This window comes from Serratia sp. CY27727 (genome assembly GCF_052169275.1).
GTDB classification, from domain to species: domain Bacteria; phylum Pseudomonadota; class Gammaproteobacteria; order Enterobacterales; family Enterobacteriaceae; genus Serratia; species Serratia sarumanii.
In genome coordinates this window covers 57256-69344 of the sequence record NZ_JBJNLB010000016.1, presented here as the reverse complement: position 1 = coordinate 69344, position 12089 = coordinate 57256, and the positions used below count along the sequence as shown (strand labels likewise).

10 protein-coding genes and 1 tRNA gene are annotated in these 12089 nt (G+C 63.8%); 6 read left to right on the top strand and 5 right to left on the bottom strand.

Going from position 1 to position 12089, the window contains the following annotated elements:
- Positions 1-9 precede the first annotated feature (9 nt).
- Positions 10-1629 (top strand): ABC-F family ATP-binding cassette domain-containing protein, encoded by a 1620-nt coding sequence (locus ACJ8HB_RS23720; protein ID WP_047570448.1) that lies wholly within the window; start codon positions 10-12, stop codon positions 1627-1629.
- A gap of 15 nt (positions 1630-1644) precedes the next feature.
- Here the strand turns inward: ACJ8HB_RS23720 and pdxR are convergent, their stop codons facing one another.
- Complete coding sequence (gene pdxR, locus ACJ8HB_RS23715) at positions 1645-3135, bottom strand: MocR-like pyridoxine biosynthesis transcription factor PdxR (protein WP_033654788.1); 1491 nt, start codon at positions 3133-3135, stop codon at positions 1645-1647.
- A 121-nt stretch (positions 3136-3256) separates the two neighbouring features.
- Here pdxR and ACJ8HB_RS23710 point away from each other — a divergent pair, with 121 nt between their 5' ends.
- Genes ACJ8HB_RS23710 through ACJ8HB_RS23700 form a run of 3 tightly spaced genes read left to right on the top strand, consistent with a single transcriptional unit; the run spans position 3257 to position 7289 of the window.
- Positions 3257-4522, top strand: a complete 1266-nt coding sequence (locus tag ACJ8HB_RS23710) for a 4-aminobutyrate--2-oxoglutarate transaminase (protein WP_047570450.1) — start codon at positions 3257-3259, stop codon at positions 4520-4522.
- A gap of 12 nt (positions 4523-4534) precedes the next feature.
- Entirely contained in the window at positions 4535-5989 is a 1455-nt protein-coding gene (locus tag ACJ8HB_RS23705) for an NAD-dependent succinate-semialdehyde dehydrogenase (protein WP_033649022.1), read from the top strand.
- A gap of 58 nt (positions 5990-6047) precedes the next feature.
- Positions 6048-7289, top strand: coding sequence for an aromatic amino acid transport family protein (locus ACJ8HB_RS23700; protein WP_033649023.1), 1242 nt, complete (start codon positions 6048-6050; stop codon positions 7287-7289).
- 73 nt (positions 7290-7362) lie between these two features.
- Here the strand turns inward: ACJ8HB_RS23700 and yfcF are convergent, their stop codons facing one another.
- The gene (yfcF, locus tag ACJ8HB_RS23695; protein WP_047570452.1) at positions 7363-7998 is read right to left on the bottom strand and encodes a glutathione transferase; all 636 of its coding nucleotides are present in this window, start codon (positions 7996-7998) and stop codon (positions 7363-7365) included.
- Positions 7999-8169: 171 nt separating this feature from the next.
- On the opposite strand from yfcF, the gene ACJ8HB_RS23690 reads away from it, so the two are divergent.
- Positions 8170-8886, top strand: coding sequence for an HPP family protein (locus ACJ8HB_RS23690; RefSeq protein ID WP_033654786.1), 717 nt, complete (start codon positions 8170-8172; stop codon positions 8884-8886).
- On the opposite strand, the gene aac(6') is transcribed toward ACJ8HB_RS23690, so the two are convergent.
- Positions 8887-9327, bottom strand: coding sequence for an aminoglycoside 6'-N-acetyltransferase (gene aac(6') / locus ACJ8HB_RS23685; protein ID WP_047570454.1), 441 nt, complete (start codon positions 9325-9327; stop codon positions 8887-8889).
- A 121-nt stretch (positions 9328-9448) separates the two neighbouring features.
- A tRNA-Ile gene (locus ACJ8HB_RS23680) sits at positions 9449-9524 on the bottom strand.
- A gap of 146 nt (positions 9525-9670) precedes the next feature.
- On the opposite strand from ACJ8HB_RS23680, the gene mug reads away from it, so the two are divergent.
- Positions 9671-10159 carry a G/U mismatch-specific DNA glycosylase gene (gene mug / locus ACJ8HB_RS23675; RefSeq protein WP_033649053.1) on the top strand — a complete coding sequence of 163 codons (489 nt, stop codon included), beginning with the start codon at positions 9671-9673 and terminating at the stop codon, positions 10157-10159.
- A 74-nt stretch (positions 10160-10233) separates the two neighbouring features.
- On the opposite strand, the gene rpoD is transcribed toward mug, so the two are convergent.
- On the bottom strand, positions 10234-12075 hold the full coding sequence (gene rpoD, locus ACJ8HB_RS23670) for an RNA polymerase sigma factor RpoD (RefSeq protein WP_033636080.1): 1842 nt from the start codon (positions 12073-12075) through the stop codon (positions 10234-10236).
- Positions 12076-12089 lie beyond the last annotated feature (14 nt).

Genomic DNA, 12089 nt, shown 5'->3' with positions numbered 1-12089 from the left:
GGAGTGCTTATGGCTCATTTTGCGCAGTCCCCTTATTTCGTTTTACATCAACTGACCTGCCAATTTGCTGACGGCGAAACGCTGTTCGGCCCGCTGGATCTCGCTTTCGATCGGCAGCGCTGCGGCCTGGTGGGGCGCAACGGCGTCGGCAAAACCCAGCTGCTGCGCCTGATCGCCGGGCGGGATCGGCCGGGCAACGGGCACGTCGAATCCCATGCCGCATTGGCTTACGTTGCGCAGCAGCCGGAGATCGCGGCCGACACCACGCTGGCGCAGCTGCTGGGCTACGGCGAGGTGTTCGCCGCGCTGGCGCGCATCGAGCAGGGGCGGCCGTTGGCGGACGACATCGATCGTCTGGAAGGGCGCTGGGATCTCAACGATCGCCTGCAAAGCGCCTTCGCCGCCGCCGGGCTGCCGGCCTTCGATCCGTTGCGATCCGCATGCGACTTGAGCGGCGGCGAACGGATGCGCGCGGCGCTGTGCGGCGCTTTTCTGGGGGAGGCGGATTATCTGCTGCTGGACGAACCGACCAACCACCTCGACAGCGCCGGGCGCGCCTGGCTGTATCAGCAGCTGGAGCGGTGGCAGGGCGGGCTGCTGATCGCCAGCCATGACCGGCAACTGCTGGGGCGTATGGAGCGCATCGTCGAACTGACGCCCGGCGCGCTGCGCAGCTACGGCGGCAACTACGACGACTACCGCCGCCAGCGCGACACGGAGCAGCAGGCGGCGCGCGCCGATCTGGAGCATGCGCGCGAGGAACGCCGCCGTACCCGCGCCCGGCAACAGAAAGAGCACGACATGAGCCAGCGGCGCTCGGCGCAAACGCTGCGCGTCGTCGATACGCTCAATATCGCCTCTTTCGAGCGGGTGGCCTACAAATCGGCGGCGAAGGAGAGCCTCGGCACGCTGCGCAAACAACATCAGGACCAGCGCGACAGCCTCGATGCGGCGGTGCGCGAGGCCTATCAGCGGGTGGAAGAGGAACAGCCGGTGTTGCTGGCGCTGCCGGGCAGTGATGTGAGCGCGAACAAGCAGGTGCTGGTGCTCGAACAGCTGCAGCTGCCGTTCGTCAGCGCGCCGCCGCTGGATCTGCGGATCGACGGCCCGATGCGCGTGGCGTTGACCGGCCCTAACGGCTGCGGCAAGTCCACCTTGCTGAAGACCGTTCTCGGCCAGCTGGCGCCGCTTGCCGGCCATTGTCATTGCCCGCTGTCGACGGCCTATCTCGATCAAACCCTGTCGCAGCTCGACCCGAGCCTGTCGGTGATGGAGCATCTCGGGCTGCAGGATTCGCCGCTGGTGGAAGGCGCGTTGCGCACCCGGCTGGCGCAGTTGCAGCTTGGCGCCGATCGCATCGCGCTGCCGCTGGGCGCGCTGAGCGGTGGCGAACGGCTGAAGGCGGCGCTGGCCTGCGCGCTGTGGCGGCGGCAACCGGCGCAGCTGCTGTTGCTGGACGAACCGACCAACCACCTGGATCTGGCGTCGTCGCTGGCGATCGAAACCGCCCTGGCGGATTTCCCCGGCGCGATGCTGGTGGTGTCGCACGACGAAGACTTCCTGCAGGCGCTGCGGCCGACGCACCGTCTGCACCGGCAGGCGGACGGTTGGCGGCTTCAGGCCTGGTAACGCGCGAAGGCGGCCCTAAGGAGCCGCCTTTTTCATTTCGGGCGCGTTGATGCACGCCAGCAGCTGGGTGAAGGCGGCTGCCATCTGCTCTTCCGGTACGCAGGCAAACCCCATCAGCAGGCCGCGCCGGCGGTTGGGCTGCATGTAGTAGCGCGACAGCGGCCGCACCAGCACCCCGCGCGCGCCGGCGGCGGCGGCGATCGCCACGTCGTCGGCCTCGTCCGGCAGGTTGAGGATCAGATGCAGCCCGGCGTTGCTGTTGAACTCGCTGAGCGCCTGTTTGCCGAGATGCTGTTCGATCAAGCCGGTCAGGAAAGCGCGCCGCCGGGCATACAGTAGCCGCATGCGGCGGATATGCGCGGTGTAATGCCCCGCCTGAATAAACTCCGCCAGCGCGCTCTGGATCAGCAGGTGCCCGCCGCGGTACAGCTCGGCGTGAGCGGTTTTCAGCGCCTGCACCAGCGGCGGCGGCAACACCACATAGCCGAGGCGCAGCGCCGGATAGAGCGTTTTGCTGAAGGTGCCGATATAAATCACCGGCGCGTCGGCCTCCAGCCCTTGCAGCGCCGGGATCGGTTGGCCGGAAAAGCGGAATTCGCTGTCGTAATCGTCCTCGACGATCCAACCGCCGGCGTTGCGCGCCAGCGCCAGCAGCCGTTGGCGGCGCGCCAGGCTCATCACCGAGCCGAGCGGATACTGGTGCGACGGAGTGACGAAAATCAGGCGGGGCGGGGTGGTCGGCTGCTCCGGCGGCACCAGCCCGGCTTCGTCCACCGCCAGCGGGCAGATGTTCAGCGCATTGATGCGCAGGATATTGCGGATCCCCCAATAGCCCGGCTCTTCGATCCAGGCGTCATCCCCCGGATTGCACAGCATGCGCGTCACCAGATCGATCGCCTGATGAATGCCCTCGGTGATCAGGATCTGTTCCGGCGAACAACGCACCGAGCGCGCCACCCGTAAATACTCCACCAACGCATGCTGCAGCTCCGGGCTGCCGCCCTGATTGCTGTAGGTCAGCCGCTGCGGCGCCGGGCGGCGGCTGAGGCGCGCCTGGATCTTGCTGAACAGCTGATGGGGAAAGGCGTTGACGTCGGGCACGCCGGGAATGAACGCCCCCCACTGTTTGGGGCTGGCGCTGGCGTGGTGCAGCAGCGTGGCGCCGCGCTCGGACAGCTCGACGCGCCGCGGTTGCCCGCTGCCGTCGGCCGGCGCGCCGCCGGTGGAGAGGCAGCTGTCCGGCACCGTGTCGGCGACGAAGGTGCCGCTGCCGGCGCGCGCCGATACGTAGCCTTCCGCCAACAGTTGTTCATAAACGGTTAATACGGTGTTGCGGGACAGGCTGAGCTCCTGCGCCAGATCGCGCGAGGCGGGCAAGCGGCTGGAGGGCGGCAGGCTGCCGTCGAGAATGCTGGTGCGGATCGCGTTGTAAAGCCGCTTGTGCAGCTTGTCATCGGGCTGCTCGCCGAGGCGCTGCAGCAACAGATCACCACTCAATGAGCGCAATTGGATCCCTCAATTATTCGTAACTGGCACTCGATTATAGGGCCACATCCTGTGTAAATAAACGGCATTGTTTCACGAATGTGAACGAAACGTGTAACTGGCACCGACCGGAGAGAACAGCATGAAAAACGCAGAATTGAACCAACGCCGTCAGGACGCCACCCCGCGCGGAGTGGGCGTGATGTGTGGTTTTTACGCCGAGCGCGCAGAGAACGCCACGCTGTGGGATGTGGAAGGCAGAGAAGTGATCGACTTCGCCTCGGGGATCGCCGTGCTGAACACCGGCCATCGCCACCCGAAGGTGATCGCCGCGATTGAAAAGCAGCTGCAGGCCTTCACCCACACCGCCTATCAGATCGTTCCTTACGAAAGCTATGTCTCGCTGGCGGAGCGCATCAACCAGCGCGCGCCGATCGCCGGCCCGTGTAAAACCGCCTTCTTCACCACCGGCGCGGAGGCGGTGGAAAACGCGGTGAAGATCGCCCGCGCTTACACCGGCCGCCCGGGGTTGATCACCTTCGGCGGCGGTTTCCACGGCCGTACCTACATGACCATGGCGCTGACCGGCAAAGTGGCGCCTTACAAACTGGGCTTCGGGCCGTTCCCCGGTTCGGTGTTCCACGGCCAGTACCCGAATGCGCTGTACGGCGTGACTACCGAAGACGCGATGAACAGCCTGGATCGCCTGTTTAAAGCGGATATCGATCCCAAGCAGGTGGCGGCGATCGTGCTGGAGCCGGTGCAGGGCGAAGGCGGTTTCAACGTGGCGCCGGCCGACTTTATGCAGGCGTTGCGCGCGCTGTGCGACCAGCACGGCATTCTTCTCATTGCCGACGAAGTACAGACCGGCTTCGCCCGTACCGGCAAGCTGTTCGCCATGGAGCACTACAGCGTTAAACCGGATCTGATCACCATGGCGAAAAGCCTGGCGGGCGGCATGCCACTGTCGGCGGTGGCGGGCCGCGCCGAGGTGATGGACGCGCCGGCGCCGGGCGGGCTGGGCGGCACCTACGCCGGTAACCCGCTGGCGGTGGCCGCGGCGCACGCGGTGCTGGACGTGATCGACGAAGAGCAGCTGTGCCAGCGCGCCCAGCGCTTGGGGCAGCACCTGGTGGAAGTGCTGCAGCAGGCGCGCAAAACCAGCCCGGCAATTGCGGATGTGCGGGCGCAAGGTTCGATGGTGGCGGTGGAGTTCAACGATCCGGCTACCGGCAAGCCTTCGGCGGAGATCACCCGTCAGGTGCAGCAGAAGGCGATGGAAGAAGGGCTGCTGCTGCTGAGCTGCGGCGTGAACGGCAACGTGATCCGCTTCCTGTATCCGCTGACCATCCCGGACGATCAGTTCACCAAGGCGATGGGCATTCTGTCTCGCGCGCTGGCTCACTAAGGAGCGAACGGCATGAAATTGAACAATCCCGAGCTGCTGCGCAGCCAGTGTCTGATCAACGGTGAATGGTGCGATGCCCTGAGCGGCAAGCGCGAAGCGGTGATCAACCCGGCCACCGGCGCCGAACTGGCCAGCATTCCGCTGGTCAGCGAAGAGGAAACCCAGCAGGCGATCGCGGCGGCGCAGCGGGCGCAAAACGACTGGAAACAGCTGACCGCCAAGCAGCGTTCCGCGCTGCTGTTGGCCTGGGCCGACAAGGTGCTGGCCGCACAGGAAGATCTGGCGCAGCTGATGACCGCCGAGCAGGGTAAATCGCTGGCGGAAGCGCGCGGCGAAGTGGCCTACGCCGCGTCGTTCATCACCTGGTTCGCCGAAGAGGCCAAGCGGGTGGACGGCGCGGTATTGCAGGCGCCGCAGGCTTCGCAGCGCCTGGTGGTGGTGAAGCAGCCGATCGGCGTGTGCGCGGCCATCACCCCGTGGAACTTCCCGGCGGCGATGATCACCCGCAAGGTGGCGCCGGCGCTGGCGGCGGGCTGCACCATCATCGTCAAACCTGCCGAGCAAACGCCGCTGACCGCGCTGGCGCTGGCCAAGCTGGCGCAGGACGCCGGCATTCCCGCCGGCGTGTTGCAGGTGGTGACCGGGGAAGCGGCGCAGGTGGGCAAGGTGCTGTGCGACAGCCCGGTGGTGCGCAAGCTGAGCTTTACCGGTTCGACCGAGGTCGGCCGCATTCTGATGGCGCAGTGCGCGCCGAGCATCAAGAAGCTGTCGCTGGAGCTGGGCGGCAACGCGCCGGTCATCGTGTTCGACGACGCCAATCTGGACGCGGCGGTGGCGGGCATCATGGCCTCCAAGTTCCGCAACAGCGGCCAGACCTGCGTCTGCGCCAACCGCATCTACGTGCAGGACGGCATCTACGAGCGGCTGGCGGAGAAACTGGTGGCGGCGGTCGAGCAGTTGAAAGTCGGCGACGGCAGCCAGGAAGGCACCACCCAGGGGCCGCTGATCGACAGCGATGCGGTGGCGAAGGTGCAGAGCCATATCGACGACGCGCTGATCAAAGGGGCACAGATCGCCACCGGTGGCCAGCCGCACGCGCTGGGCGGCACCTTCTTCCAGCCGACGGTGGTGACCGGCGTGACGCAGAAAATGCGCTTCGCCAAAGAAGAGACCTTCGGGCCGGTGGCGCCGCTGTTCCGCTTCCATGACGAGGCGGAAGCCATCGCCATGGCCAACGACACCGAATTCGGCCTGGCCGCCTACCTGTTCACGCAGAACGCCGCGCGCCAGTGGCGCGTGCCGGAAGCGCTGGAGTACGGCATGGTCGGCATCAACACCGGGCTGATTTCCAACGAAGTGGCGCCGTTCGGCGGCGTGAAACAGTCAGGGCTCGGGCGTGAAGGATCGCGCTACGGGATAGAAGAATATCTGGAGCTGAAATACCTGTGTATCGATGTGAGCCGTTGAGCGTCAGGACGTTAACCCATCCCGGCGGCCAGCGTCGCCGGGCGATAAAGGATGATGCATGTCTGATAATACCTCTGTTTCTCCGGCGCTTGCCGCCGGGGTGCGAGCACCTGCACCCGCCAAATCGTTAAGTTTCCTTGAAGGGGTGGCGATGATCGTCGGCACCAATATCGGCGCCGGGGTGCTCTCCATCGCCTACGCCTCCAGCAAGGCCGGTTTCCTGCCGCTGCTGTTCTGGCTGGTGCTGGTGGGGAGCCTGACCACCATCACCATGCTGTACGTCGCCGAATCCACGCTGCGCACCCGCGCGCATCTGCAGCTGAGCGGGCTGGCGAAGCGCTACGTCGGCGGCCTGGGCGCCTGGCTGATGTTCGCTTCGGTGTGCGTCAACAGCGTCGGGGCGCTTACCGCCTACATGACCGGCAGCGGCAAGCTGCTGCAATCGCTGTTCGGCATCTCGCCGGCGCTGGGCAGCCTGCTGTTCTTCGTGCCCGCCGCCGGCGTGCTGTATCTCGGTTTGAAAGCGATCGGCCGCGGCGAGAAGTTCATCAGCATCGGCATGGTGGTGATGCTGACCGCGCTGGTGGCGGCGACGCTGCTGAAAGACACCACCCAGATGCGCAACCTGCTGGACGGCGACTGGCGCTATATGGTGCCGGTGTTCAACGTGGTGGTGTTCTGCTTCTCGGCGCAGTACATCGTGCCGGAAATGGCGCGCGGCTTTGCCGACAAGCCGGAGCAGCTGCCGAAGGCGATCATCGTCGGCATGGCGGTGACCTTCATTTTGCTGGCGGCGGTGCCGATGTCGGTGATCGCGCTCAGCGGGCTGGATGGCATCTCCGACGTGGCCACCATCTCCTGGGGCCAGGCGCTGGGGCAGTGGGCGTTCTTCTCCGCCAACATCTTCGCGCTGTGCGCGATGCTGACTTCCTACTGGGGATTGGGCGGCAGCTTCCTGACCAATATTTTCGACAAGTTCAGGCTGGGCAACGACGAGCTGCCGCTGCGCCGCTTCGGCGTGCTGCTGCTGGTGGTGGTGCCGCCGTTCGCGCTGGCCTACAGCGGACTGGTGTCGTTCGTCAACGCGCTCTACTTCGCCGGGGTGTTCAGCGGGGTGATCCTGTCGATCATGCCGATGCTGATCCTGCGCGGCGCGCGCAAACATGGCGACCAGACGCCGCGCTGGCAGTGCAACTGGATCACGCACCCGCTGCTGCAGATCAGCATTGTGCTGCTGTACCTGGCCAGCGCGGTGTACGCCATCGCTTCATTGTTAGGCTATCTGCCCTCTGGATGGTGATTTGCCTTCCCTCAAGCAGTGATGTTGTTTCTCGGCATTGAGAACGGCGGCGTCGTGGCCGCCGATTTTTTTCTCAGGCGCGCCGTTTTTCCGACAACGCCAGCCAGGCCTGCACCGACGGGCGCTGCCACTGCTTGTGCGCATAGTGGCGCAGGCGCTCCGGCACCGGATCGCCGTGCATCACCAGCCGGTTGAGCATCAGCGCCAGATCGGTGTCGGCGATGCACCACTCCCTGAACAGATTGTCCTGCCCGTGGCTCAGCAGCTTTTCGACGGCGTCGATCAGCTTGCGTGCGGCGCCCTGTGCGGCTTCGGACAGCGGCGGGAACTTGCCGTTGTTGAACACTACCTCGGTCGAGCGCTCGGCGCGGATCGGCTGCAGATCGCTGCGCAGCCAGGCCTGGATCTCGCGCGCCTTGGCGCGCAGCTTCACGTCGCGCGGGTACACGGCGTGGGCCGGATGGATGTCCTCCAGGTATTCGGCGATCGCCGAAGACTCCGAGAGCTGAAACTCGCCGATGGCCAGCGTCGGCACCCGGCGGGTGAGCGACAGCGCCGCGTAGGCCGCCTCTTTATTCTCTTCTTTCGCCAGATCCACCGTCTTCACGGTGAACGGAATGCCTTTTTCCGTCAGCACGACAAAGGCGGACATGGCGTACGGGCTGAAAAATTCACTGTCGGTGTAAAGCTCGGTGATCGGTTGAGACATCGGCGGTTCCTCGGGGTTAAGGGGAGAACATTCATCATTGTCGAGGGATGGCTAAAAATCAATCTGTTAGGCCAAAAGTTGTTTGATGCCGCGGCCTGCAGCGCCGTGAGTTCCTTCCGGATGATGTGATATATTTGTTGCCAACACGTGAATTGAGCCGTATTGGGTAACATGAAGACGCAGTGGATAGAGCGAGTGAAAGTGGGATGTGCGCGCCTGTGGCCGCACCCGCTGGCGGTGGGCAAGCGAGAGATGCTGATTTCCAGCGTCGGCGCCGGTTTGGGGCTGATGCTCGCCGGCTGGATCAGCCACTTTATTTTGGGCGAGGTGAACCTGTGGTTTATCGCGCCGATGGGCGCCTCGGCGGTGTTGCTGTTCGGCGTGCCCAACAGCCCGCTGGCGCAGCCCTGGTCGATCGTCGGCGGCAATGCGCTGGCGGCGACGGTGGGCGTCAGCGCCGGCCTGCTGATCCCCGATCCGGGGCTGGCCTGCGGCATAGCGGCGGCGGTGGCCATCGGCCTGATGTTCAAGCTGCGCTGCCTGCATCCGCCGGGTGGCGCGGTGGCGCTCACCGCTATCCTCGGCGGCCCCGGCATTCATCAGATGGGCTACCACTTCGTGCTGTACCCGGTGCTGCTGAACTCGGTGCTGCTGGCGGCGCTGGCCATTCTGTTCAATAACCTGGCCGGGCGACGCTACCCGCACGCGCTGGCGCCGGCGGAGGCCAAGCCGGCCAATCTGCCGATCGATGCCGTGTCCATCACCCGCGGCGATCTGCACGAGGCGCTGATGGAGGGGGATCTGTTCGATATCGACGAGGACGATTTGCAGGAGATCCTGCTGCGCGCCGAGCAGCTGGCGCATCAGCGGCAAAGCAAAACTGCCTGATCAGCCCAGCGTTTTGCGGTAAAACACTACTCGCTCCGTTTCGGCAAAGCCCAGCGCCGCATGCAGGCGCTGGGAGTCCAGATTGGCGATATCGGTATCCGACGCCAGCTCGCTGCACCCCTGTTGCTTCGCCCACTCCTGCACCTGCGCGATCAGGCGCGCGGCCCAGCCCTGGCGGCGGGCGCGTTCGGCGGTATAAATCCCTTCCAAAAACGCCACCGGCGACGATTCGCAGCCGTTGACGTAATCGTAGCGCAGCGCGACCTCGGCAAAGGCAACGAAAGCGCCGTCCAGCCCCCGCGCCATAAACGCGGTATGGTGCGGCGAAGCCAATATCTCGCGCATTTCCGCGCGGTGCTCTTCAGGCGAGCCGGACGGCCACAGCGCGGTGCGCAGCGCCAGCCAGGCGTCGAGGTTGTCGTGGTCGCAGATGACGATCATGCGGGATCCTTATGGGTCGGAATAAACGAGAATGCCGAGAGAGAAGTGTGGCACGCTGGCGGGAAACAAAAAAGCCACCCCGGACAGGATGGCTTGTAAGGCTGTGAAAACAGCAAAAATTTGGTGGCCCCTGTTGGGTTTGAACCAACGACCAAGCGATTATGAGTCGCCTGCTCTAACCACTGAGCTAAGGGGCCAAGCCGCGAGATTATAGGGAATCCTTAAGCGGCGGTCTACTGTTACTCGCCCGTATGTTGCTTTTCTGCACAGTTCTAGCCTGTTGTAATTGCTGGCGGATTTTGCGATAACCGCAGTAAATCCCTGCAATGGACTCACGACACTCATGGAACTTCTGGCGCCCAATCTGCGGGTGGTGTTTTGCGGCATCAACCCCGGTCTTTCTTCCGCCCATCAGGGCTATCCTTTCGCCAACGGCAGCAATCGCTTCTGGAAGGTGATCCATCAGGCCGGCTTTACCGAGAGCCAGCTGGCGCCGGAGCAGTGGCAGCAGCTGAAGGACAACGGCTGCGGCATTACCGCGCTGGTGGCGCGCCCGACGGTGGCGGCCAGCGAGCTGTCGCGCGACGAGCTGCGTAGCGGCGGTGAGGCGCTGCAAGAGAAGATCCTGCGCTACCAGCCGCGCGCGCTGGCGATTTTGGGCAAGCAGGCGTTCACCACCGCCTTCGGGGTGAAAAACGCGCCCTGGGGCAAGCAGACGCTGACGTTGGGGGAAACCGAGGTGTGGGTATTGCCCAACCCCAGCGGATTGAACCGCGCCACCCTGGAGCAGCTCACCGCCAGCTATCGCGAGCTGTTCCTGGCGCTGCAATGATGCGGCGAGGCGTATTCAGGGCATAAAAAAACCCCGGCAGGCCGGGGTTTTTGTTTTTGCTGCGGCAGCCGGACTTAGTCGTCCAGGAAGCTGCGCAGCACTTCGGAGCGGCTTGGGTGACGCAGCTTGCGCAGCGCCTTGGCTTCGATCTGACGGATACGCTCACGGGTAACGTCAAACTGCTTGCCTACCTCTTCCAGCGTGTGGTCGGTGTTCATGTCGATACCGAAACGCATGCGCAGAACTTTCGCTTCGCGCGCGGTCAGGCCGGCCAGCACGTCGTGGGTGGCGGAACGCAGGCTTTCCGAGGTCGCGGAATCCAGCGGCAGCTCGAGGGTGGTATCCTCGATGAAGTCGCCCAGATGCGAATCTTCGTCGTCGCCGATCGGCGTCTCCATCGAGATTGGCTCTTTGGCGATCTTCAGCACCTTGCGGATCTTGTCTTCCGGCATCAGCATGCGCTCGGCCAGCTCTTCCGGCGTCGGCTCGCGGCCCATCTCTTGCAGCATCTGGCGCGAAATACGGTTGAGCTTGTTGATGGTCTCAATCATATGCACCGGAATACGGATGGTGCGCGCCTGGTCGGCGATGGAGCGGGTGATAGCCTGACGGATCCACCAGGTGGCGTACGTCGAGAACTTGTAGCCGCGGCGGTATTCGAACTTGTCTACCGCTTTCATCAGGCCGATGTTGCCTTCCTGGATCAGATCTAGGAACTGCAGGCCGCGGTTGGTGTATTTCTTGGCGATGGAAATAACCAGACGCAGGTTGGCCTCAACCATCTCTTTCTTCGCGCGGCGGGCTTTCGCTTCACCGATCGACATGCGACGGTTGATGTCTTTGACCTGCTCAATGGTCAGGCCGGTTTCTTCTTCGATCTGACGCAGTTTCTGCAGGCTGCGCTGCACGTCTTCGGCTACGTCTTTCAGCTTTTCCGACCATGGCTTGGCCATCGCCAGCGCGGCTTCGAACCAGGAATCGCTGGTTTCGTTGCCGGCGAACAGGGTGACGAAGTTTTTCTTCGGCATTTTGCACTGTTCAACGCACAGCTTCATGATGATGCGTTCCTGGGTGCGAACGCGATCCATCATGGTGCGCATGCTGTTGACCAGGAAGTCGAACTGTTTCGGCACCAGGCGGAACTGCTTGAACACTTCGGACAGCTTCAGGATCTCGTCCGCGGCGCTGGCGTGGCTGCGGCCGTTCTTCTTGATCACCAAGCGCGTCGCTTCATACTGATCGCGCAGCTCGGCGAACTTCTGACGCGCCAGCTCAGGATCGATGCTGTTGTCGTCTTCGGTGTCGTCCTCTTCGGCATCCTCATCTTCTTCGTCGTCGTCTTGCTCTTCGCTCGACAGTTCGGAACCGATGTGGGTGGCGGTTGGGGCGATGTCCTCTTCCGCGTTAGGATCGACGAAGCCGGTGATCAGGTCGGACAGGCGCGCTTCGCCCGCTTCGACGCGATCGTACTGTTCAAGCAGGTAGGTAATGGCTTCCGGGTATTCGGCAACCGAGCACTGCACCTGGTTGATGCCGTCTTCGATGCGCTTGGCGATGTCGATTTCGCCTTCGCGCGTCAGCAGTTCGACGGTACCCATTTCGCGCATGTACATGCGCACCGGGTCGGTGGTGCGGCCGATTTCGGATTCCACGCTGGACAGAACCTGTGCAGCGGCTTCTTCCGCATCTTCGTCCGTGCTGTTCGAGTTTTCGGCGAGCAGCAGGTCATCGGCGTCCGGTGCTTCTTCCATCACCTGGATGCCCATGTCGTTAATCATCTGGATGATGTCTTCGATCTGATCGGAGTCGACGATATCTTCCGGCAGATGGTCATTGACCTCAGCATAGGTCAGATAGCCTTGCTCCTTACCACGGGTGACAAGTAGCTTCAGCTGTGACTGCGGGTTTTGCTCCATAAGACGGTATCCAC